This is a genomic window from Pseudomonas batumici, from assembly GCF_000820515.1.
GTDB lineage: Bacteria > Pseudomonadota > Gammaproteobacteria > Pseudomonadales > Pseudomonadaceae > Aquipseudomonas > Aquipseudomonas batumici.
Map to the genome: position 1 here is coordinate 41,347 of NZ_JXDG01000070.1, position 23,682 is coordinate 65,028.

Here is a 23,682-nt window from a genome sequence, read left to right on the forward strand (position 1 = left end):
CTGGTTTCGGGTTCCGGGAATAAATAAACATCGACCGCACGATGGCCTGCGGTAACCGGCTAATACCCTCCGCGACTACCGCTTCCAGACCGTACGCAGGCGCGTCAGCGCCGACTCGATATCCGCCTCCGGCACCGCGGCAAACCCCAGGACCAAGCCGGCGCGCTGGTCTTCCGGGGGCTCGGGTTGGGTGATCCAGTAGCTACTCAAGGGACTGATTTCGACCCCGACGCGCTCTGCCAGGGCGATCAACTCCCGCTCCCGCGCCAGGTTCGCCACGGGCACCGTCAGGTGCAGGCCCGCGGCAACCACCGGCAGACTGCCACAGCCCGGGATATCCGCCGGCCAATGGGCCAACAAGGCATTGCGCCGACTCAGCGCGGCCCGGCGCATACGCCGGATATGCCGCTGGAAATGCCCGGCGGCCATGAACTCGGCCATCACCGCCTGGGTACTGACTTCCGAGTGGCGCATATCCAGGGCACGGCGCTGGGAAAAGGCCTCGACCAAGGTCGGCGGCAGCACCAGATAACCCAGGCGCAACGCCGGAAAGGCGATCTTGCCGAAGGTGCCGACATACAGCACCCGGCCCTGCCGATCCAGCGCTGCCAAGGGGGCCAGCGGCGCGCCGCTGTAACGGTACTCGCCGTCGTAGTCGTCCTCGACGATCCAGCCGCCGGTGCGCTCGGCCCAGGCCAGCAGTTCCAGGCGCCGCGCCAGGCTCATGATCACGCCGCTGGGGTATTGATGGGACGGGGTCACATAGGCCAACCGACAGTCCGGCAATTGCGCCAGTGCGGTGCAGTCCAGCCCCTCATTGTCCACCGCCACGCCATGCAGCCTGGCCCCCGCCACCGCGAACGCCAGGCGGGCCGCCCGGTACCCGGGGTTCTCCACCGCCACGCCATCGCCCGGGTCCACCAGCAACTGTGCACAAAGGCTGATGCCCTGCTGTGCGCCACTGGTGATCACAATTTGTTCAGCCGTGCAGGACAGCCCCCGGGAGCTGCGCAAGTAAGCCGCGATCAGGCCGCGCAAGCGCTCGTCCCCCGCCGAATCGCCGTAACACAGTTGCTGCAAGTCCGGTTTGCGCCAGAAAGCCGCCTGCAGCTTGGCCCAAACGTCAAAGGGGAACAGATCGAACGCCGGCACCCCCACCCGAAAAGCCCGTGGCGGACCGCTCGGCGGCTTGTGCAGCGGGTTGTTCTCGATCCGCCCCAAGGCCAGATTGTGGATAACTTCACTGGATGTAACCCCAGCGGTTTCGCTCGATTTTGTGGATAACCCTGTGGGTAAGCTTGTTGAAAACCCTGTGGATACTTTTGTGGACAACTTTTTGATCGGCAGGGCTTTTTCCGGCAGTTGCGCAACATAGGTGCCGTCACCGATCCGGCCCTCGATAAAGCCCTCGGCGTAAAGCTGGTCATAGGCCCGCACCACGCTATTGCGGGAAATCGCCAGGGCGCTGGCCAGGTCGCGACTGGCCGGCAGACGGCTGCCACTGGCCAGGCGTCCGTCCAGCACCCGCAGACGCAGGGCCTGGTAAAGCTGGCGACTGAGTCCCTTGGCCGGATCCAGATGGATCCCGGCAGGATCGAACGGCAGGGGCAACGATGGATGGGGCATGGCATTGGACCTATGAAAATCGCTGGCAATGGCTCTTACAACCAACCAATAGCCTGCCTAGGATGCAGCCATTCGCCAAGGAAAATTTCCATGTACACACCCAGTGCCTTTTCCGAACAAGACCTGCCCACCCTGCAGCAACATATCCAGGACACCCGCCTGGCGACGCTGGTCACCCATGGCAAGCTCGGCCTGCAAGCCATCCACGTACCTCTGTTGTTCAGCCCCGAGCAAGGTCCCAACGGTACGCTCTACGGCCATCTGGCCCGGGCCAATCCGCAGTGGCAGGAACTGGCCGAGGGCGGCGAAGTCCTGGTGATCTTCCCGGGAGCCGATGCCTATGTCAGCCCATCCTTCTATGCCAGCAAGGCCGAGCACGGCAAGGTCGTGCCGACCTGGAACTACGTGGCCGTGCATGCCTACGGCCAGGCCGAGGTGTTCGACGATGCCCATCGCCTGCGCCACCTGGTCAGCGCCCTGACCGACCGGCACGAGGCGGGCCGGGCCAAGCCCTGGAGGGTCGACGACGCCCCCGCGCCCTACATCGACAGCATGCTCAAGGCCATCGTCGGCTTTGCCCTGCCGATCCAGCGCCTGGAAGGCAAGCGCAAGCTCAGCCAGAACCGCAGCGCCGCCGACATCGCCGGCGTGCAACAAGGGCTGGCGGCCAGCGCCGACAGCCAGGATCAAGCCCTCGCCCAACTGATGCGCTAAGGAGTTACCTATGAGTTCCATCGAAATCCGCCCGGTTACCGCTGCCGACCAGGCCGTTTGGCGCCCGCTGTGGCAGGCCTACCTGAAGTTCTACGACACCGAGCTGCCTGACAGCATCTACCAGTCGACCTGGCAGCGCTTTCTCGACCCGGCCGAACCCACCAACGCCGCCCTCGCCTGGCAGGACGGCAAGGCGGTGGGCGTGGTGCATTTCATCTACCATCGGTCGAACTGGAGCATTCAGAACAGCTGCTACCTGCAGGACCTGTTCGTGACGCCCGGCCTGCGCGGGACAGGTGTCGGACGGCTGCTGATCGAGCACGTCTATGCCACGGCGGCCCAGGCCGGTTGCAATAGAGTCCACTGGCTGACCCACGAGACCAACGCCACGGCCATCCAGCTATACGAACGGATTGCCGAGCGCCCGGGTTTCATTCAATTTCGCCAAGCGTTGTAAGCGTTGAGGAAAGCGTCATGTCGACATCCCTAGCAAACTGGAAAGGCGCGCCGGCGCCTTCGGCTCAACGCCTTGAGGGGCGTTTCATCGTCCTGGAAAAGCTCGATCCGGCCCGTCATGGCGACGACCTCTGGCGGGCCCTGACGGGCCCCGGCGCCGATCCCAAGCTCTGGGACTACCTGCCTTACGGTCCGTTCCTGGAGCGCAGTGCCTTCAACGACTGGCTGAGCAACCACGCGGCCAATAGCGATCCGTATTTCTTCAGCGTGGTCGACAAGGCCAGCGGTGAAGTCCAGGGCATCCTCAGCCTGATGTCGATCGTCCCGGCCCAGGGCCGTATCGAGATCGGCCACGTCACCTTCGGCGCGCCGATGCAGCGCTCACCCAAGAGCACCGAGGCGGTCTACCTGCTGGCCAAGGAAGCCTTCGCCATGGGTTACCGGCGCCTGGAATGGAAGTGCAACAACGACAACGCCCGCTCGCGTACGGCGGCTGAACGTTTGGGCTTCAGTTTCGAGGGGGTGTTCCGCCAGCACATGGTGGTCAAGGGCAGGAACCGCGACACGGCGTGGTACAGCATCCTCGACTCGGAATGGCCGGCGGTGAATGCCGGGTTCGAGCGCTGGTTGTCGGAAGAGAACCTGAGTGCGGCAGGGCAAATCAAATCCCTGGTCGAATGCCGGGGTTAACCCGGACAGCCTGAAAGCACAGCACCCCTCGACCTGAAATACGGTGGCTGACGCCTCGGCCACCGTAAGACCACACAGTCACAAAGACGCCTCTAATCGTCGCCAAACCGGCGACATATCTCGCAAAAGATGGGTGAAAAGCCCGACATTTATCGATTACATGGATAGATACATTTCCGCCTCGATTTATTCTGAGGATGAAATGGAATGTCCCCCAAGAAGACCCACCTTGCTGTCGCACTGACATTGGCGATGAACAGCCTGATCGCTCAACAAGTGCTGGCTCAGGACTCACAACAGCCACAAATTCTAAAGCCAGGTACCTTTACGGTAGTCGACACATGGCCCGCCGTTGACGGCCTTGTTTGGGTCAAACGTAACGATGATCAAATGGGCGTCTACCAGGCATACATCCAGCCCGATGGTTCTGCTATTTGGGTATACGAGTCCCCCCAACCACCTCTGGAGCCCAACGTTATTGCCGATCAACAGGCACCGGCTTATCAATGGATGCCAGGACCCAGTCGACCTATTGGAACGAACAGTGGGGGCGGCCAAAAAGGCGACAAGGGTGATAAAGGTGATAAAGGTGATAAGGGCGACGCCGGTGCCACAGGTGCGACGGGCGCGACTGGCAACACGGGTCAAAAAGGCGACAAGGGCGATAAGGGGGACACCGGCGCGACCGGGGCGACCGGCAACACAGGCCAAAAGGGCGACAAAGGCGATACCGGCGAAACAGGCGCGACCGGCGCTCCGGGTCAAAAAGGCGACAAAGGCGACAAGGGGGACACCGGTGCCACGGGAGCCACAGGTGCGACCGGCAAGACCGGCGCCACAGGCCAAAAAGGCGACAAGGGCGATAAAGGTGATAAGGGCGACGCCGGTGCCACAGGTGCGACGGGCGCGACTGGCAACACGGGTCAAAAAGGCGACAAGGGCGATAAGGGGGATACCGGCGCGACTGGGGCTACCGGCAACACCGGCCAAAAGGGCGACAAAGGCGATACCGGCGAAACAGGCGCAACTGGCGCTCCGGGTCAAAAAGGCGACAAAGGCGACAAGGGGGACACTGGCGCGACCGGGGCTACCGGCCAAAAGGGTGACAAAGGTGACACCGGCGCAACGGGTAAAAAAGGGGACAAGGGAGACAAGGGCGATACTGGCGCCACAGGGGCTACCGGTCCCAAAGGCGAACTAGACCCCGAGACGCTGGAGAGAATCGCCAAACTTGAGGAAAACGACAAGAAACAGGACGACAAGATCGCATCGTTTCAAAATAAAGACCCAAAACAGATTCAGGCAGATGACCCAAAGGGCGGCCAGGGCGGTAATGTCGGCCAGCCAATCCCAAAACCCTCCCCGCTGCTCACGGCCTTGAAAAACCTGGGCCCAAGTGCAAAAAGAGACGCCCGAGCGCAGCTTTCCGGCGCGGGCAACGCCAGCCTGGGTGCCGCCACCCTCAGTGGTGCCAGCCAAGTGGGCAACAGCGCCCTCGCGGCCATGCGCCAGCTCGGCAACGACCCCACGCAGCGCCTGCTCGCCGGGCAGAACGGCGCGCCCGGCCAGGTGTCGCTGTCGGGACGCTCGGAGATCAAGCCCAATGAAAGTCGCCTGTGGGTACAGGCCCTGAACAACGCCAGCGCCTTCGATCAACCGGCGGGACAGAAGGCCTTCGAACAGAACACCCGAGGCCTGGTGATGGGCGTCGACTGGGCCCTGGATAATGAATGGCGCATGGGCTTGCTGGGCGGTAAATCGCAATCGAAGCATAAGGGAAACCGCTTCGAAGCCGGCCTGGACAGCTGGCATGTCGGCACCTACGCCCTGCACCAGAGCGGGCCGGTGGCCCTGCGCCTTGGCGCGATCCACAGCCAGCATTATGGCAAGACCGAACGCAACGTGGAGTTCAGCGGTTACAAGGACCGTCTCACCGGCAACCACAGCGCCAACAGCCAGCAGGCCTTCGCCGAGCTCGGCTACAACCTGGGCAGCGGCAGCCTGAGCGCCGAGCCTTTTGCCAGCCTCGGCTACCAGCGCTACTCGCGCCAGGGTTATACGGAAAAAGGCGGTGAGGCCGCCCTGAAGGCCGACGCCCAGACCCAGAGCAACTTCAGCACCACCCTGGGCCTACGCACCGCCAGCATCAAGTACATGGACAACAAGATGAGCCTGGCCCCGCGCCTGAGCGCGGGCTGGAAACACCTGTACGGTTCGGTCGAGAGCACCAGCACCCAGTCCAATCAGGTCACCGGCGACATCTTCAACACCAAGGGGATCACCCAGGACCGCGACAGCCTGGTGGTCGAAGCCGGGCTGGATCTGAACCTGTCGGCCAGGCATTCCATCGGCGTGGCCTACAACGGTGAAGTGGGCAATAGCAGCCGGACCCATGGCGTCATGGGGCAGTGGAAGATGAGTTTTTAATCCCTTGAACCTAAGGACTTATCCCGCCTGTTGGAGGTAAAAAGGCCGACATTTATCGATTAAATACATAGATACATTTCCGGTCTCGAATCAATCCGAGGCCGGAAAACCATGCCCCCTACACCTCATCGCCTAGCACTCGCGGTCACGCTGGCACTCACAACTGTCGTCCTGCGCGACACACAAGCCAGCGACACTCCCCCAGCCCCTCAACAACAGGGGAACGTTAGCAGCCTGCACGCCGAGAAAGGCCATACGGTCTTGCTGAACGATCCGTCAATCGACTACACCAATCAACGTGACGGCGAAATTCATGCGACTACTGGAAGTGGCATCAAGGTCAGAGGGCACGTCACGGGACACATCACCAACGACGGGAAAATCAGCAGCGAACGTCATGACGGCATAGACCTGGGGCGCTCCGATATCCCCCTGCTCAATGTTGGCACCCTCTCGGGCGGACGTCACGGCGTCAGCACCCGACACGAGGGAGAGCTGACGAACCGCGGCCAGGTGAACGGGCTCAACGGTGCGGGATTCCATTCCGAGGGCAACGGCAAGGTCACCAACTCAGCCAGACTCACGGGTGATGCAAGCACCCTGGATGCCGACGGCGATGGCATACGGATCAGCGCAGATGCGGAGATTTACAACGTCGGCGAGATTGTCGGCAAAGGCAGCCGGGGGGTTGATCAATACGGCGGCGCCTATACCAGCGAAGGTATCGCCCTAGGCGGCGGCACGATCTTCCAAGGCGCCAAAGGCACCATCAGCGGCGCGGATCATGGTATCCAGGCGAGTGACGGCAACAATGATCCGTCGCAACGCCCCACCTTCCTGGAAAACCACGGCACCATTCGCGGCCAAAAGGGCTTTGGCGTGCGCTTTATCGGCGAGCAGGCCGACCGGGTGACCAACAACGGGCTGATCCATGGCGGCAACGGTCATGCCCTCGACCTCGGCGGCGGTAACGACATCCTGATCGTGCAGAGGAACAGCCGCTTCGAGGGTATCGTCGACGGCAACACAGGTGATGACGTGATTCGCCTCGACAGCCCCGAAGGCGGCCACTTTGACGTTGGCCAGAGCCGCAACTTCGAACGACTTGAGGTGCGGAAAGGGACCTGGTCCCTGACCGGACAAGACGCTTTCAGTGCGGGACTCGAAGTTTTCCCCCATGCGCAGGTGCTCGCACAGGACGGCACGGGCCTGCGCATCGAAGGCACTCCGCTTCTGATCAACCGTGGCACCGTGACGGGCACCACGACCTCCGCGAACAGCGATGCCGACGGGCTGCAGGTCCGGGGCAGCGTCCAGATCGACAACTACGGCCGCATCACCGGCAGCGGGGCCAATGGTTTCGAACAAGGCCATGCACCCGGCGGTGACAGCGCCAATCCGCGTCATAGCAGTGAAGGTGTGCGTCTGAACGGCGGGCGCCTCACCAACCATGAGGGCGGGGTTATCGAGGGGCAGCACAATGGCCTTTTCGCCGACCAGCGGACAGACCCGCTACAGTTGGAAAATCGCGGTTCCATCCGTGGCGTCGAAGGTTTTGGCGTCAGTCTGTTCGGCCAGTTCGACGATACGCTGAGCAACAACGGCTTGATCGGCGGCGGCAATGGCCTGGCCCTGAACCTGGGCGGCGGAAGCGATACCCTGATCGTGAAAAACGGCAGCCGCTTTATCGGTCGGGTAGATGGCGGGACCACTGACGATTACCAGGAACAATTTCAACTGGGCTTCGACCCCGACACACCGCTCAAGTCCAACGACGATCAGGTGATCTTCGATGACACCCTGGGCGGTAGCTTCGGTAACAGCCGGCACTTCGAACGGCTGCTGGTCAAACAGGGCACCTGGACACTCACCAGCCAGGACGACTTCAGCACGGGTGCCGAAGTGCTGGCCCAGGCCCATCTGATCAACCAGGGCAGCATTCTCGGGACGGTACGGGTCAACGACGGGGCGACCTATGGCGGCGGCGGAAGCGTCGGACATCTGCGGGTGGCGGGAACCCTCGAGGTCGATCCTCTGCAGGGCGCCGCCAAGATCAAGGAGCATCTGACCCTGGATCCCGGCGCGACCCTTGCCTATGGCATCGACGCCGACGGCAACAGCGCCACTGTCGAGGTCGGTGACACCGCCCATCTCGATGGCGCCCTGCTGCTGAAGGTACAGACCGACGCCCCATCGAACCGCGAGCACACGGTCATTAAAGCCGGCAAGCTGGAAGGCCGGTTCGCCAGCATCCGCACCAACCTGGCGCTACTGACCGCCACCGCCCACTACAGCCCGACGCAGGTGGGCCTCACCTACACACGCAATGACGTCAATCTGGGGGATCTGGGGAATACCAGCAACGGTCACAACGCGGGGGAAGCCTTGGATCCCTGGATAAGTCCGAGTTCGCCTGCCCCGGCACCCACACCGGTTAGAGCGCCTGAGCCGATCGCTGCCGTGCCGACCATTACATTGCCAGAGCCAGTCGTCTCCGTGCCGGTCATTACACTGCCAGAGCCGGTCGTTTCCGTACCGACCACCACATCGCCCGAGCCAATCGCCTCCGTGCCAGCCGTTACGCCGCCAGAACCGGTCGTTTCCGCGCCGGTCATTACCCCAGAGCTGATAGCCGAGGAAGGCCAGGATACCGAGCTGTCGGACGAACCCATGCAGCAACCGTCCCCGAACTCACCACTGCGCCATGCCGCGCTCTACATCAGCGCCGTCGAGGCGGGACAGGCGCTCGACCAGCTTTCCGGCGGCAGCACCGCCCAGTTGCGCAACGCGACGCTCAGCGGTTCCCGACAGGTCGGCAGCAGCCTGCTCACGGTCATGCGACAAACAGAGGGCCAGCCCGACCAAGGCGGCAAGGTTCAGGTCATGAACGGCGGCCACAACCGGCTCTGGGTTCAAGGCCTGGGCAACTCCGCCAGATTCGACAGCACTCATGGCAACCATGGGTTGCGACAAAGCACCCGGGGCCTGATGCTGGGTGCCGACTGGGCGCTCGACAGCGAATGGCGCCTCGGCGTTCTCGGCGGCCAATCGCAATCGGACTTCAAAGGCCAACGTTTCACCGGCGACCTCGACAGCTGGCACGCCGGTGTCTACGCCTTGCGCCAAAGCGGCCCGCTGGCCCTGCGGCTCGGGGCGGTGTACAGCAGCCATTCAGGCAAGACCGGGCGCAACCTGGAGTTCAACGGCTACCGTGATCGTCTCAAAGGCGATTACGACGCCAACAGCCAACAAGCGTTCGCCGAAGTCGGCTACAGCTTCGGGGGTGCCGACCTGCGTGTCGAACCTTTCGCCGGCCTCGGCTACGAACGGTATCACCGCGACGCCTTCACCGAGCGCGACGGCGAAGCGGCCCTGGCCGTCGGCAGCCAGACCCACGGCAACCTCAACAGCACCTTCGGCTTGCGCGCGAGCAGCGTCACCAGCTTCGACAATAAAATGAGCCTGACCCCACACCTGAGTGCCGGCTGGAAACACCTGTATGGCGACGTTGGCAGTACGACCCAGCAAAAATTCGCGGTGAGCGATCGCCCCTTCAAGGTCCAGGGCGCCGCCCTGGACCGCGACAGCCTGCTGCTGGAAGCCGGCCTTGACCTGAAGCTGTCGCCCGGCCAGCACCTCGGCGTCGGCTACACCGGGGAAGTCAGCAGCAACCAGCGCAATCATGGGGTCATGGGTCACTGGAGGCTGACCTTTTAACCAGACTTCGGCTGTCCGGCCCGTCCGTCTTACAGGAACGGGCCTTGCCACAAGAGGCGACGCGAGCCCATCAGCCTACAGTCTTGCGAAGTCGCACCACGCCCATCTGCAGCCCGAAGGGTTTGAACACCGAGTTCAACGAATTGAGCGTCGGATTACCCTCCTCGTGCTCGATATAAACAAGGGTCCGTACCGAAATCCTGCACATCCGTGCAAATTGAGTCTGGTGCAAGCCAGTGACCTCGACACGCAAGCGCCTGACCGCAACGCCAATACCAATCACGCCTTGGGCAAGGTCGTCCTGAATGGCCTGAATCAGCAACGCACGGACTTCAAGGCTGAGGGTCATTTCAGCCCCCAATCCTGCAAGCGCTGATCAAGCTTTTTCATAGGCGTATTCAAGAAATCGACTATCACGATTTACCACGTTCGCCCGAGTTTGCGGATCCTCGAAAGCCAGGGTCATGGCGTCCTGCCAAGTCCTGTTCGCATAGATTTGGAGTGTCAGCGTGTACATGGGTCAACCTGCAATTTAATGCGCCCGATAAGCAAAGATCGTCGACAGAACTGCAATATAGTACATATCAGTTCACCTTCGCCGTCTCAAAAATGCAATAAAATGCACTTAAAACCCGCTAAATGGGAAGTACACGCAATAAAATGCAGGTTGCTTCGTGGGAAGCGAAGTTTGCTCAGGGCAAAACCCGATCAAAAAAAAGGGGAGCACATGCTCCCCCGAGGAAAAACGCTTGTAGTCGAAGGCTATCGATCAGCCTTCGATCTCGATCAGGATTTCGCCCGGATTGACCCGGTCGCCCTTGGCCACATGGATGGCCGTGACCTTGCCCGACACCGCGGCCTGCACTTCGGTCTCCATCTTCATGGCCTCGGTGATCAGTACGGCCTGGCCGGCTTTCACGGTGTCGCCTTCCTTGACCAGCACATCGACGATATTGCCCGGCATGGTGGTGCTGACATGGCCCGGCGCGCTGGCCTGCTTGCGCTTGCTGCTGCCACCGCTGACGAATTCGTTGAGCGGTTCGAACACCACTTCTTCCGGCATGCCGTCGATGGACAGGTAGAAGTGCCGCTTGCCTTCGGCTTTCACGCCGACACCGGTTATGTCGACGCGGTAGGTTTCACCGTGTACGTCGATAACGAACTCGGTCGGCACACCTTCACCGCCCGCCGAACGCACGCCACCGGCCTCAGGGATCGGCAACAGCACTTCAGGGACCAGGGTGCCGGCCTCACGCTCTTCGAGGAATTTGCGCCCGATATCCGGGAACATGGCGTAGGTCAGTACGTCTTCTTCCGACTTGGCCAGGGCACCGATCTCGCCACGCAGCTTGACCATTTCCGGCTTGATCAGATCGGCCGGACGCACGTCGATCACTTCCTCGCTGCCGATGGCCTGGCGCCGAAGCTTCTCGTTGACCGTACCCGGCGCCTTGCCATAGCCGCCCTGCAGGTACAGCTTCACCTCGTTGGTGATGGTCTTGTAGCGCTCGCCGGCTAGAACGTTGAAGAACGCCTGGGTGCCGACGATCTGCGAGGTCGGGGTCACCAGCGGCGGGAAGCCGAGGTCTTCACGCACCCGTGGAATTTCCGCCAGCACTTCGCCCATACGGCTCAGGGCGCCCTGCTCTTTCAACTGGTTGGCGAGGTTGGAGATCATCCCGCCCGGTACCTGGTTGACCTGCACGCGGGTGTCGACCGCGGTGAACTCGCTTTCGAACTGGTGGTACTTCTTGCGCACGGCGTAGAAGTACAGGCCGATTTCCTGCAACAGTTCCAGATCCAGACCGGTGTCGAATTCGCTGCCCTTAAGGGCCGCGACCATCGACTCGGTGCCCGGATGGCTGGTGCCCCAGGCGAAGCTGGAGATCGCGGTGTCGATATGGTCGGCGCCGTTTTCCACCGCCTTGAGCTGGCACATCGCGGCCAGGCCGGCGGTGTCGTGGGAGTGGATGAACACCGGCAGCGACTGCTCGGCCTTCAGCGCCTTGACCAGTTCGCCGGTGGCGTAAGGGGTCAGCAGGCCGGCCATGTCCTTGATCGCCACCGAGTCGCAACCCATGGCTTCCATCTGCTTGGCCTGGGCCACGAACGCCTCGATGGTATGCACCGGGCTGGTGGTGTAGGCGATGGTGCCCTGGGCGTGCTTGCCCGCCGCCTTCACCGCTTCGATGGCGACCCGCAGGTTACGCACGTCGTTCATGGCGTCGAAGATGCGGAATACGTCGATACCGTTGACCGCCGCCTTGGCGACGAAGGCCTTGACCACGTCGTCGCTGTAATGGCGGTAGCCCAGCAGGTTCTGGCCGCGCAGGAGCATCTGCAGGCGGGTGTTGGGCAAGGCCGCGCGCAGTTGGCGCAGGCGCTCCCACGGATCTTCCTTGAGGAAGCGCACGCAGGCGTCGAAGGTCGCGCCGCCCCAGACTTCCAGGGACCAGTAGCCGACCTTGTCGAGCTTGTCGCAGATCGGCAGCATGTCTTCGGTGCGCATGCGGGTGGCGAGCAGCGATTGATGGGCGTCGCGCAGGATCGTGTCGGTAACGTGGATTTTTTTGGCAGAAGCGGTCTTGCTCATTGTAATAATCCTCACAGGCCTGCGTGGGCGGCGATGGCGGCGGCGATGGCCAGGGCCAGCTCTTCGGGTTTGCGCTTGATCGAGTAGTTGGTCAGTTCAGGGTGGCTTTCCACGAAGCTGGTATTGAACTGGCCGCTGCGGAATTCCGGATTGCGCAGGATTTCCTGGTAATAGGCGGCAGTGGTCTTCACGCCTTGCAGGCGCATGTCGTCCAGGGCGCGCAGGCCACGGTCCATCGCTTCTTCCCAGGTCAACGCCCAGACCACCAGCTTCAGGCACATGGAGTCGTAGAACGGTGGAATGGTGTAGCCGGTGTAGATCGCCGTGTCGGTGCGCACGCCAGGACCGCCGGGGGCGTAGTAGCGAGTGATCTTGCCGAAGCTGGGCAGGAAGTTGTTCTTCGGGTCCTCGGCGTTGATCCGGAACTGCAGGGCAAAACCGCGATGGATGATGTCCTCCTGCTTGACCGACAGCGGCAGGCCGGAGGCGATGCGGATCTGCTCACGGACAATGTCGATGCCGGTGATTTCTTCGGTGATGGTGTGTTCCACCTGCACCCGGGTGTTCATCTCCATGAAGTACACCTCGCCCTCGGCGAGCAGGAACTCCACGGTGCCGGCGTTCTCATAGCCCACCGCCTTGGCCGCGCGCACCGACAGGTCGCCGATATAGGCGCGCTGTTCCGGGGTCAGCTGGGGGCTGGGGGCGATTTCGATCAGCTTCTGGTTGCGGCGCTGGATCGAGCAGTCACGCTCGAACAGATGCACCACGTTGCCGAAGCTGTCGCCGAGGATCTGTGCTTCGATGTGCTTGGGATTGACGATGCATTTTTCCAGGAAGACTTCCGCCGAACCGAAGGCCTTGGTCGCTTCGGAAATCACCCGTGGGAAGGCCTGTTCCAGTTCTTCGCGGCTGTTGCAGCGACGGATACCGCGACCGCCACCGCCGGAGGTGGCCTTGAGCATCACCGGGTAACCGATGCGGTCGCCTTCGGTGAGGGCCTCTTCGATACCCGAGACGTTGCCCTCGGTACCCGGCGTGACCGGCACGCCGGCCTTGATCATGCTGCGCCGGGCTTCGGTCTTGTCGCCCATGCGCCGAATCACTTCCGCCGACGGGCCAATGAACTTGACTCCGCGCTCGGCGCAAATGTCCGCCAGCTCGGCGTTTTCCGAAAGAAAGCCGTAACCGGGGTGCAGTGCGTCGCAACCGGTTTCCACCGCCAGGTTCACCAGCTTGCGCGGGTTCAGGTAGCCGGCCAGCGGCTCGGCGCCAATACTGTAGGCCTCATCCGCGCGCTTCACATGCAGGGCATGGCGGTCAGCGTCGGAAAAGATCGCGACCGAGCGAATGCCCATCTCGGCGCAGGCACGCACGATTCGTACGGCAATTTCACCACGGTTGGCGATCAGGATCTTTTTTATCACTTGGAAATTCCTAAGCCGCTGGAACAAACAACCCTTGGGGTGCAACCGGAAAAACGGGTCGGCGCGTGACTAAATGTTTCAAGCCAGTCGCGCAGTCCACACTAGCTCTACCCAGTGATAAACCAAAATCAATAATTATTGGGTCACTCATAAGCAAAGGCTTATAGTTTGAGGGTTCGCCGCCCCCACGAGTATTCAGAAAATGCGTAAGTCCTTGATGCGTATGACATTACGCCAGCTCAAGATCTTCAACGAAGTCTGCGATCTGCGTTCCTACAGTCGCGCGGCTGACGAAATGTCTCTCACACAACCGGCCGTCAGCCTACAAATTCGTCAGCTGGAAGAGCTGATCGGGCAGCCTTTGTTCGATTACGTCGGCAAAAAGCTCTACATGACCGAAGCGGCTGAAGCGTTACAGCGGGCCAGTCGGGACATTTTCGGTCGGCTGGAAAACCTCGATATGCAGCTCTCGGACATGCAAGGTTCGCTGCAAGGGCAACTGAAACTGGCGGTGGAATCCAGCGCCAAGTATTTCGTGCCGCACCTGTTTGCCGCGTTCAAGCGCCAGCATCCCGAGGTCAACCTGCACCTGACGGTGGTCAACCGCGCGCAGGCGATCCGGCGCCTGTCGGACAACCGTGACGACCTGCTGATCATGTCCATGGTGCCCCAGGACATGGGGCTCGAATTCCTGCCGTTCCTGAACAACCCGATTGTCGCGGTGGCACGCCCCGATCATCCGCTGTGCCATGGCGGCCCGCTGCGCCTGCAGGACCTGGAGCCATACACGCTATTGATCCGTGAAGCGGGGTCGGGGACGCGGATGGCCTGCGAGGAGTATTTCAAGGAGAAGCGAGTGCACTTCTCGCAGACACTGGAAGTGACTTCGGGCGAAGCCCAGCGCGAAAGTGTGGTGGCGGGGCTGGGCCTGGCCCTGTTGACGCGCCATGCCCTGAGCCTGGAACTGGCGACCGGCGTGCTCCGGGAACTGCCGGTGGAAGAACTGCCGCTCTATCGCAGTTGGTGCGTGGTTCAGGCCAAGGACAAACGCCTGTCGCCGGTCGCCCATGCGTTCCTGGGGTTTATTCGCAGTGAACGGTTACAAATCAGCGGGCTGGCTGAGCGCTTCGACGGTCGGTTACCAAATCAGCCTGCCAGTAATTGAGGGCGGCGATTTCCTGTTGCAGCTGGCGCAGTTCGTTGCGGTCTTCGATTGCACGACGGAACTCCATGCGGCGCTGGTCTTCCTGCTGCCGACGGGTTTTGACGCTGCTTTGCTCTTCGTGGTGCCGGGCCATTTCGAGTCTCCCAGGGTGGATACGGGAGTTTCAAGATGGACGCCTGGCGTTACGATTTGGCGGCAGGTGGGTGACAGGCAGATGAAATTGCCTATCAGTCGTCCAGGGCTTTTACCGACTTGGGCGACAGCCGCAGGCTGCGCAAGCTGCGCTTGACGCTCTTGAGGTGGTTGACCAGGCTCGGCCCACGGGCCATGGCCACGCCCATGGCCAGCACATCGATCACCACCAGGTGGGCGATACGCGAGGTCAGCGGCGTATAGATCTCGGTGTCTTCATGCACGTCGATGGCCAGGTTCACCGTCGACAGCTCGGCCAGCGGCGTCTGGCTCGGGCACAGGGTGATCAGGGTCGCGCCGCTTTCACGCACCAGGTTGGCGGTGATCAGCAGGTCCTTGGAGCGGCCCGACTGGGAAATGCAGATCGCCACGTCGGTGGGCTTGAGTGTCACCGCCGACATCGCCTGCATGTGCGGGTCGGAATACGCCGCCGCCGTCAGCAACAGCCGGAAGAACTTGTGCTGGGCGTCCGCCGCCACCGCACCGGAAGCACCGAAGCCATAGAACTCCACCCGCTGCGCCGCCGACATGGCGGTCACGGCGCGTTGCAGCGCGGCCGGATCGAGCTTCTCGCGCACGTCCATCAGGGTGTGCAGGGTGGTGTCGAAGATCTTCAGGCTGTAGTCCGCCACCGAATCGTCTTCGTGAATCGCGAACTGCCCGAAGCTGGCGCCGGCCGCCAGGCTCTGGGCCAGCTTCAGCTTGAGATCCTGGAAGCCCGAACAGCCGATGGCTCGGCAGAAACGCACGATGGTCGGCTCGCTGATGCCCACGCTGTGGGCCAGGTCGGCCATGGAACTGTGCATCACCGCCGCTGGATCGAGCAGGACGTGATCGGCGACCTTGAGCTCCGACTTGCGCAGCAGGTTGCGAGACTGGGCGATGTGTTGCAACAGATTCAAAGGGCTGGACTCATTGTTATGGGCGAACGCCTGGGATGTAGCAGTCTTGTAGTTATACTACAAGAATTCGCGGATTGCCCGCTCCATTACGTAACCAACCGCCCCACGATCCTGTCGTGGGGGCATGTAGCCGCCGTGGCGGCCGGTGCTTATGGAAAGCCTTCGCGCAGACGCCGCATCAATTCCTGCGCCGCCACCGGCCGGCTGATCAGGTAGCCCTGCACCTCATCGCAGCCCTGCGCCTTGAGGAAATCCAGTTGTTCCTGGTTTTCCACGCCCTCGGCCACCACCTTCAGTTCCAGGCTGTGGGCCATGGCGATGATCGCCCGGGTGATCGCCGCGTCTTCGCTGCCCTCGCCCAGGCCGCGAATAAAGCTCTGGTCGATCTTCACGTAGTCCACCGGGAAGCGCTTGAGGTAACTCAGGGACGAATAGCCGGTACCGAAGTCATCGATGGCCAGCTTCACCCCCAGGTCGCGCAGTTGCTGGAAGGTGGCGATGATGTGCTCGACGCTGTCGAGCAACTGGCTTTCCGTCAGCTCGAGCTCCAGCAGCTCCGGAGCCAGGCCGGTTTCCTCCAGCACCTGGCGCACCAGGCTGACCAGCTTGCCCTGGCGCAACTGATGCACCGACAGGTTCACCGACACCCGGATCGCCGCCAGCCCCTCGCGTTGCCACTCACACGCCTGCCAGCAGGCCTGGCGCAGAACAAACTCACCGATCGGTCCGATCAACCCGGTTTCCTCGGCCAGGCCGATGAAGTCGCCCGGCGGCACCTGGCCCAGGACCGGATGCTCCCAACGCACCAGCGCCTCGGCGGCGTTCACCCGCCCGCTGGCCAGGCACAGCTTGGGCTGGTAGAAGACACTCAGTTGCTGCTCTTCGATGGCCTTGCGCAGCTGGTTCTCAAGCTGCAAGCGCTCCAGGGTGCTGGCCTGCAGGCTTTCGGTGTAAAACTGGAAGTTGTTCCCGCCCAGGTGCTTGGCATGCTGCATGGCGATGTTCGACTGGCTGAGCAGCAGCGGTATTTCCCGCGCATTGTCCGGTAACAGGCTGATGCCCATGGACGCGCTGACCACCAGTTCGTGCTCCTCGATGGTCACCGGCACCCGCAGCTTGCCGAGCAGGCGGGTCGCTACCCGGGCCAGGCTCGAGAGATTGCCGTAGGCATCGAACAATACGGCGAACTCGTCCCCGGATAGACGGGCGATGGTGTTGGCTTCCGGCAGGGCGTTGACCAGGCGCCGGGCCATTTGCTGCAACAACTGGTCGGCCACTTCATGGCCGAGGCTGTCGTTGAGCAGTTTGAAACGGTCCAGGTTGATGTGCAGCAACGCCAGGCTGCGGCCCCCCTGGCGAACTCGCTGATGGACCTCGTACAGGCGCTCGCGGAACAACGAACGGTTCGCCAACCCGGTCAGTTCGTCGTAGTGGGTCAGGTAGCGCATGCGCTCTTCGGATTCGCGCCGGGCCGACAGATCGGCGAAGAAGCCCACGATATGACTGACATTTCCCCGCGTATCGCGCACCACATTCAGTTGCAGCCATTGCGGGTACAGTTCGCCGTTCTTGCGCGCCTCGACCAGTTCACCCTGCCAACTGCCGTGCTGCTCCAGGGCCTGGTGGATGATCGAATAGTGGCGCCGGGCATCGCGACTGCACGGCAGGTCGACCACATTGCGCCCGAGCATGTCCTCGGGCAGGTAACCGGTCACCCGGCTGAAGGCCTGGTTGATCGCCAGCAGGACGTAATGCGGGTCGAAAATCACGATGCCTTCGCTGGCCGCCTCGAACACCGTGGCGGCCAGTTGGCGCTGGGCCTCCTGCTCCTTGTGCGCGCTGATATCGCGACGGGTGCCGACCATGCGCGACACACGACCGCTGGCGGTGCGTTCGACCGCCCTGCCCCGGTCCTCGATCCAGACCCAGTGGCCATCGCCATGCCGCACCCGGTACTCGATCACGTAGTCCTCGGTGCGCCCCTTCAGATGCTCCACCAGCGCACGCTTGAGCGCCGGCACATCTTCGGGATGCAGGCGCGGCTTGAGGTGGCCGAGCACGGCGGTCACGTATTCCGGGTCCAGGCCGAACAGCTCCTTGAGCTGGGTGTGATGCACTTCGTCAGTCTGCAGGTTCCAGTCCCACAGCCCCAGCTCACTGGCTTGCAATGCCAGGGCCAGGCGCGTTTCGCTTTTGCTCAGGGCCTGGTTCGCCGCGTCCAGTTCCAGGCTGCGCTGGGCGACCCGGCTTTCCAGGCCGACCTGGGCCTCGCGCAGTTCCTGTTCGGCCCGGCGACGCTGCTCGATCTCCCGTGCCAGCTCGTGGTTGAGCTGTTCGCTGCGGGTGTGCGCCTGTTGCAGGCTCTCGATCAGCGCCTGGTTCTGGAAGCGCCGCAACAGGCCGCGCTGGATCAGGCGATTGACCTGCAAGGCCACCACGCTCAGCGACACCAGCAGGATCAGCCCGAGCCAGCCCCAGCCTTGCTGTTGCTCGCCACCGCCCCAGAACAGGTAGCCGATGGCCGGCAGCAGGCAGGGCAAGGTAAAGGTCAGGAACGCCGGGATGCTCACGGCATAGGCCACGCTGGCGGAGAGGGTCGCGGCGCCGATCAGGCCAAACACCCAGGCCTGTTCGAGGAAACTGTCGGTGGGCACCAGGGCGATGCCGGCGCAGGCCAGGGTCAGGCCACTGACCGCCGAGCCCAGCAGGAACATCCGACGCCAGATCGGCTGGGCCTGCCGGCTGGGCATCGCCGAGTCGAACGCCGCCACCTGGATGACGCGCAAGGCCACCAGCGCCATCAACCACACCAGCCAGATACTGACCAGCAGGTAGCGCTGCGGGCTCCAGAGCAACCAGGCGCAGACCAGACCGTTCAACAGCATGAATAAAGTCGGCAGCAACGAGCCCTGGTACAGCAGGCGCGTGCGCTCGACCATCAGCTCAGTGGCGAATTGCTTGCGGATAACCCGCCCAGCCTCCATCGAGGGGCTCAGCGCGTCAAAGCTCTGGGTCATGGGCAGTATTCTTATAATGGTTGAGCCATAAACGTGGCTGGAGCATACACAAGCATCCGGCAGGACCAAACTGCCCTGGGTCATAAAATGTAATGAATTGGTTTGTACCTGGAACCCTTGTATAGAGCCGGAGCGAGACACGACGCCGCCTGCAGCCGATGACTGACCGGTCATCACAGCTCATCTTTTTATCGGACGATACGCGTCCCTGTGTAGGAGCAGCCGGTCGACGCTCGATTGCTCGCGATGGTGGCTGGTGCACCGCGGGGTATCAGGCTTGTCGCGTTATCGTTGACGTCCATCGCGAGCAAGCTCGCTCCTACAAGGGCACGCGTCGCCTTGGGCAGCATTAGGGTTTGCCCGGCCACGCCCCGCACCCTAGAATGCGTCGATGCGCGATGATCTCTCCCTTTTGCTGAATTCCCTCAACGATGCCCAACGCCAGGCCGTGGCCGCTCCCGTTGGCCGTCAGTTGGTCCTGGCCGGTGCCGGCTCGGGTAAGACCCGGGTGCTGGTGCACCGTATCGCCTGGCTGATCCAGGTCGAAAACGCCTCGCCCCATTCGATCCTGTCGGTGACCTTCACCAACAAGGCCGCTGCCGAGATGCGCCATCGCATCGAGCAGTTGCTGGGCATCAGCCCGGCCGGCATGTGGGTCGGCACCTTCCACGGCCTGGCGCACCGCCTGTTGCGGGCGCACTGGCAGGAAGCCGGCCTGAGCCAGACCTTCCAGATCCTCGACAGCGACGACCAGCAACGACTGGTCAAGCGGGTGATCCGCGACCTTGGCCTGGACGAACAGCGCTGGCCCGCCCGCCAGGCCCAGTGGTTCATCAACGGCCAGAAGGACGAGGGCCTGCGCCCGCAGCATATCCAGGCCAGCGGCGACCTGTTCCTGGCGACCATGCGCGGTATCTATGAAGCCTACGAGGCCGCCTGCGCCCGCGCCGGGGTCATCGACTTCTCCGAACTGCTGCTGCGCGCCCTGGACCTGTGGCGCGACCATCCGGGCCTGCTGGCGCACTACCAGAAGCGCTTCCGGCACATCCTGGTGGACGAGTTCCAGGATACCAACGCCGTGCAGTACGCCTGGCTGCGCCTGCTGGCCAAGGGCGGCGACAGCCTGATGGTGGTGGGCGACGACGACCAGTCGATCTACGGCTGGCGCGGCGCGAAAATCGAGAACATCCACCAGTATTCCGCCGACTTCCCGGACGCCGAGACCATCCGCCTGGAGCAGAACTACCGCTCCACGGCCGGCATCCTCAAGGCCGCCAACGCCCTGATCGCCCACAACACCGGGCGCCTGGGCAAGGAATTGTGGACCGACGGCGGCGACGGCGAGGCGATCAACCTCTACGCTGCCTTCAACGAACACGATGAAGCGCGCTACGTGGTGGAAACCATCGAAAGCGCCCTGAAAACCGGCCTGGCCCGCAGCGATATCGCCATCCTGTACCGCTCCAACGCCCAGTCCCGGGTGCTCGAAGAGGCCTTGCTGCGCGAACGTATCCCGTACCGCATCTACGGCGGCCAGCGCTTCTTCGAACGGGCTGAAATCAAGAACGCCATGGCCTACCTGCGCCTGCTGGAAGGCCGAGGCAACGACGCGGCGCTGGAGCGGGTGATCAACGTCCCGGCCCGTGGGATCGGCGAGAAAACCGTCGAGGCCATTCGCGAGCACGCCCGCCACAGCGAGCTGTCGATGTGGGAGGCCATGCGCCAGCTGGTCGCCAACAAGGGCCTGGCGGGTCGTGCCGCCGGGGCGCTGGGGGTGTTTATCGAGCTGATCGAGGACCTGGCGGCAAAAACCCGGGAAATGCCACTGCACCTGATGACCCAGGTGGTGATCGAGCAGTCCGGGCTGATCGCCTACCACGAAGCGGAAAAAGGCGAGAAAGGCCAGGCCCGGGTGGAAAACCTCGAGGAACTGGTCAGCGCCGCCCGCAACTTCGAGGCGGCCGAAGAGGACGCCGAGCTCTCGCCGCTGGCCGCTTTCCTCGGCCACGCCTCGCTGGAGGCCGGCGACACCCAGGCCGACGAGCACGAAGACAGCATTCAACTGATGACCCTGCACAGCGCCAAGGGCCTGGAATTCCCCTACGTGTTCCTGGTGGGCATGGAAGAAGGCCTGTTCCCCCACAAGATGAGCCTGGAAGAACCCGGCCGCCTCGAGGAAGAACGCCGGTTGGCCTACGTGGGCATCACCCGGGCGATGCAGAACCTGGTGCTGACCTACGCCGAAACCCGACGCCTGTACGGCAGCGAGACCTACAACAAGGTGTCGCGCTTCGTCCGCGAAGTGCCGAAAGGGCTGATCCAGGAGGTGCGCCTGTCCAACAGCGTCAGCCGACCGTTCGGCGGCGCCCAGGCCCAGGTGAGCAGCAGCCTGTTCGGCGGCAGCGACATCCCGGACACCGGCTTCAGCCTCGGCCAGACCGTGCGCCACAGCATCTTTGGCGACGGCGTGATCCTCAACTTCGAAGGCGCCGGTGCCCAGGCGCGGGTCCAGGTGAATTTCAGCGAAGGCAGCAAGTGGCTGATGCTCGGCTACGCCAAGCTGGAAGCGGTCTGAGTCACCCCGCCAGGCGTTGCCGCGCCTGGCGGGGCAACGTCGCCGGCGCTGCCCGGCGTCACGCCGGTTCCCCATCATTCAATCGAGGTCGCGACACACCATGGGCTCAAGCTTCTTTTCCACGTGGACATTCTGGGCCCTGCTCTCGGCGACGTTCGCCGCCCTGACGGCGATCTTCGCCAAGATCGGCATCGACAACGTCAACTCGGACTTCGCCACCCTGCTGCGCACCATCGTGGTATTGGTCAGCCTGGCCTTGATTTTGTACGCAACGGGCCAATATCAGTCATTGAGTTCGATTTCCGCCAAGAGCTATCTGTTCCTGCTGTTGTCGGGCCTGGCCACCGGTGCGTCGTGGTTGTGCTACTTCCGCGCACTTAAGGTCGGCCCCGCCTCGCTGGTGGCCCCGGTGGACAAGCTCAGCGTGGTGTTCGTCGCCATCATCGGCGTGCTGTTGCTGGGCGAGAAGCTCGACCTGCGCCAATGGGGCGGTATCGGCCTGATTACCGCCGGCGTGGTCATGTTGGCCCTCCGACGTTAATCGGGGACATTTCACACAGGGTTTATCGACTCGACTGACGAAACAAACGGCATCGGCGCATTGGCCTTTCATGAAACCTTCAGGTGGGGCATGGGAGGATCAGGCAAAAGCCGGAAACACTCTCGCGCTAGCCAGTAACATTTCACCTGTGCAGTATGGCGCGCGTGCACTCCACAAACGGGAATACCCTTATGCAACGTTTTCTCAGTATCGCCTTGGCACTCGTCATCGGTCTGACGATGAGCCTCGACGCGAACGCCAAACGCTTCGGCGGCGGCAAGAGCATGGGTTCGGCACCCAGCCATCAAACCAGCCAGATGGCGCCTTCCGCCGGTGCGGCCGGTGTCGGCGGTGCAGCCGCGACCGCCGGTGCCGCGGGCGCTGCGGCCAAGGCCGGCGGGGCTTCGCGCTGGTTGGGCCCGCTGGCCGGCATCGCCGCCGGTGGCCTGCTCGCTTCCCTGTTCATGGGTGGCGGCTTCCACGGCATGCAGTTCTTCGACATCCTGATCATGGCGATCATCGCCTTCGTGATCTTCCGTTTCATTGCCTCCCGTCGACGCAAGCAGCAGGAGCACATGGCTCCGGCCGGCGCGCCGTACCAGCGTGAAGCGTTCGAGCAACCGGCGCAGCCGCAGAACGCGATCTTCGGTGGTTCCGCCCCCGTCGCCCCGCGCCGCGAGATCAACGCACCGGCCTGGTTCAACGAGGAGCGCTTCCTGGAGGCGGCCCGCAGCCACTTCATGGCCCTGCAACAGCACTGGGACGCCAACGAGATGGACAAGATCGCCGAGTTCGTGACCCCGCAGATGCTGCAATTCCTGAGACAGGAACGCGCGAGCGAGGGCGACGGCTTCCAGTCCACCTACATCGACAACCTGCACGTGCAACTGGACGGCCTGGACGATCGCGCCGACAAGACCATCGCCACCCTGACCTTCAGCGGCGTGGCGAAGAACTCGCGTTTCGACCAGGGCGAAGCCTTCAGCGAAAGCTGGAACATGGAGCGTCCACAAGGCGAGAACCAGCCTTGGCTGGTGGCCGGTATTCGCCAGAACGGCTGATCCACGGCGCCCGCTGAAAAAAGCTACAAAAACCCCGGACCTGTCCGGGGTTTTGCATTTCACAATTGTACTTTTTGCAAGCTACTGTATAAGACCCGGGATACGAACCGCGCCATGAAGCAAGAGGATTGAGGCCGTGGAAGAAGTCATTGAACAATTGCGTGAAGCCAACGAACCCGTACCGGTGCCCCTGGAGTTGCCCGACGAGGATCAGTTGGTAGAAATCGAAGAGGAGCTGTTCATCAACATCCCTTTCGTTTTCAAGGAATTCCTGCTGACCGTCAGTGACGTGGTCTATGGCAGCCTGGAACCGGTGACCGTCACCGATCCGCAGTCGCACACCTACCTGCCCGAGGTAGCGGCCAACGCCTGGGACTCCGGGGTGCCGCGGGACCTGATCCCGATCTGCCAGGACGGTAACGACTACTACTGCGTCGAGGAAGACGGCACCGTGGTGCTGTGGTCCGGCGAGGAAGAGCTGATCACCGAAGAGTCCTGGGAATCGGTGTGGCACTGGGCGCGGGATGTCTGGCTGGAAAGCTGATCCGCTCACGACCGCCATCGCCCCCCTGTAGGAGC

The 23,682-nt window shown here is 62.7% G+C and carries 17 protein-coding genes; 10 read left to right on the top strand and 7 right to left on the bottom strand.

Annotation, left to right across the window (positions count from 1 at the left end):
• Positions 1 to 75 precede the first annotated feature (75 nt).
• Complete coding sequence (gene pdxR / locus UCMB321_RS27200) at positions 76 to 1,626, bottom strand: MocR-like pyridoxine biosynthesis transcription factor PdxR (RefSeq protein ID WP_040071801.1); 1,551 nt, start codon at positions 1,624 to 1,626, stop codon at positions 76 to 78.
• A gap of 90 nt (positions 1,627 to 1,716) precedes the next feature.
• Here pdxR and UCMB321_RS27205 point away from each other — a divergent pair, with 90 nt between their 5' ends.
• From UCMB321_RS27205 to UCMB321_RS27230, 5 genes are all read left to right on the top strand, one after another.
• Positions 1,717 to 2,340 (top strand): FMN-binding negative transcriptional regulator, encoded by a 624-nt coding sequence (locus UCMB321_RS27205; RefSeq protein ID WP_040071802.1) that lies wholly within the window; start codon positions 1,717 to 1,719, stop codon positions 2,338 to 2,340.
• A gap of 10 nt (positions 2,341 to 2,350) precedes the next feature.
• Entirely contained in the window at positions 2,351 to 2,797 is a 447-nt protein-coding gene (locus tag UCMB321_RS27210; RefSeq protein ID WP_040071803.1) for a GNAT family N-acetyltransferase, read from the top strand.
• A gap of 17 nt (positions 2,798 to 2,814) precedes the next feature.
• Entirely contained in the window at positions 2,815 to 3,486 is a 672-nt protein-coding gene (locus tag UCMB321_RS27215; protein ID WP_040071804.1) for a GNAT family N-acetyltransferase, read from the top strand.
• Positions 3,487 to 3,693: 207 nt separating this feature from the next.
• Positions 3,694 to 5,913 (top strand): autotransporter outer membrane beta-barrel domain-containing protein, encoded by a 2,220-nt coding sequence (locus UCMB321_RS31255; RefSeq protein ID WP_209437215.1) that lies wholly within the window; start codon positions 3,694 to 3,696, stop codon positions 5,911 to 5,913.
• Positions 5,914 to 6,174: 261 nt separating this feature from the next.
• Complete coding sequence (locus UCMB321_RS27230; RefSeq protein ID WP_052451370.1) at positions 6,175 to 9,630, top strand: autotransporter family protein; 3,456 nt, start codon at positions 6,175 to 6,177, stop codon at positions 9,628 to 9,630.
• 70 nt (positions 9,631 to 9,700) lie between these two features.
• Here the strand turns inward: UCMB321_RS27230 and UCMB321_RS27235 are convergent, their stop codons facing one another.
• The 3 genes from UCMB321_RS27235 to UCMB321_RS27245 all read right to left on the bottom strand — a co-directional run bounded on the left by UCMB321_RS27235 (position 9,701) and on the right by UCMB321_RS27245 (position 13,650).
• Complete coding sequence (locus tag UCMB321_RS27235) at positions 9,701 to 9,979, bottom strand: helix-turn-helix domain-containing protein (protein ID WP_040071805.1); 279 nt, start codon at positions 9,977 to 9,979, stop codon at positions 9,701 to 9,703.
• 420 nt (positions 9,980 to 10,399) lie between these two features.
• Positions 10,400 to 12,223: a sodium-extruding oxaloacetate decarboxylase subunit alpha gene (gene oadA, locus UCMB321_RS27240; protein ID WP_040071806.1), complete on the bottom strand. Its 1,824-nt coding sequence runs from the start codon at positions 12,221 to 12,223 to the stop codon at positions 10,400 to 10,402.
• 11 nt (positions 12,224 to 12,234) lie between these two features.
• Positions 12,235 to 13,650, bottom strand: coding sequence for an acetyl-CoA carboxylase biotin carboxylase subunit (locus tag UCMB321_RS27245; protein WP_040071807.1), 1,416 nt, complete (start codon positions 13,648 to 13,650; stop codon positions 12,235 to 12,237).
• A 202-nt stretch (positions 13,651 to 13,852) separates the two neighbouring features.
• Here UCMB321_RS27245 and UCMB321_RS27250 point away from each other — a divergent pair, with 202 nt between their 5' ends.
• Positions 13,853 to 14,815: a LysR family transcriptional regulator gene (locus UCMB321_RS27250; protein WP_040071808.1), complete on the top strand. Its 963-nt coding sequence runs from the start codon at positions 13,853 to 13,855 to the stop codon at positions 14,813 to 14,815.
• On the opposite strand, the gene UCMB321_RS31545 is transcribed toward UCMB321_RS27250, so the two are convergent.
• The 3 genes from UCMB321_RS31545 to UCMB321_RS27260 all read right to left on the bottom strand — a co-directional run bounded on the left by UCMB321_RS31545 (position 14,757) and on the right by UCMB321_RS27260 (position 18,926).
• Positions 14,757 to 14,948 (bottom strand): PA3496 family putative envelope integrity protein, encoded by a 192-nt coding sequence (locus UCMB321_RS31545; RefSeq protein ID WP_084615169.1) that lies wholly within the window; start codon positions 14,946 to 14,948, stop codon positions 14,757 to 14,759. The two genes, UCMB321_RS27250 and UCMB321_RS31545, sit on opposite strands and share 59 nt — an antisense overlap.
• A 94-nt stretch (positions 14,949 to 15,042) precedes the next feature.
• A complete protein-coding gene (hexR, locus tag UCMB321_RS27255; protein ID WP_040071809.1) occupies positions 15,043 to 15,909 on the bottom strand; it encodes a transcriptional regulator HexR in 867 nt (288 codons plus the stop codon).
• Between the two features lie 149 nt (positions 15,910 to 16,058).
• Positions 16,059 to 18,926, bottom strand: coding sequence for a putative bifunctional diguanylate cyclase/phosphodiesterase (locus UCMB321_RS27260; protein ID WP_040071810.1), 2,868 nt, complete (start codon positions 18,924 to 18,926; stop codon positions 16,059 to 16,061).
• Between the two features lie 391 nt (positions 18,927 to 19,317).
• Here UCMB321_RS27260 and uvrD point away from each other — a divergent pair, with 391 nt between their 5' ends.
• From uvrD to UCMB321_RS27280, 4 genes are all read left to right on the top strand, one after another.
• Positions 19,318 to 21,501, top strand: coding sequence for a DNA helicase II (uvrD, locus tag UCMB321_RS27265; RefSeq protein WP_040071811.1), 2,184 nt, complete (start codon positions 19,318 to 19,320; stop codon positions 21,499 to 21,501).
• 100 nt (positions 21,502 to 21,601) lie between these two features.
• Positions 21,602 to 22,042, top strand: a complete 441-nt coding sequence (locus UCMB321_RS27270; RefSeq protein ID WP_040071812.1) for an EamA family transporter — start codon at positions 21,602 to 21,604, stop codon at positions 22,040 to 22,042.
• A 191-nt stretch (positions 22,043 to 22,233) separates the two neighbouring features.
• The gene (locus tag UCMB321_RS27275) at positions 22,234 to 23,103 is read left to right on the top strand and encodes a Tim44 domain-containing protein (RefSeq protein WP_040071813.1); all 870 of its coding nucleotides are present in this window, start codon (positions 22,234 to 22,236) and stop codon (positions 23,101 to 23,103) included.
• A gap of 136 nt (positions 23,104 to 23,239) precedes the next feature.
• On the top strand, positions 23,240 to 23,647 hold the full coding sequence (locus tag UCMB321_RS27280; RefSeq protein ID WP_040071814.1) for an SMI1/KNR4 family protein: 408 nt from the start codon (positions 23,240 to 23,242) through the stop codon (positions 23,645 to 23,647).
• Positions 23,648 to 23,682 lie beyond the last annotated feature (35 nt).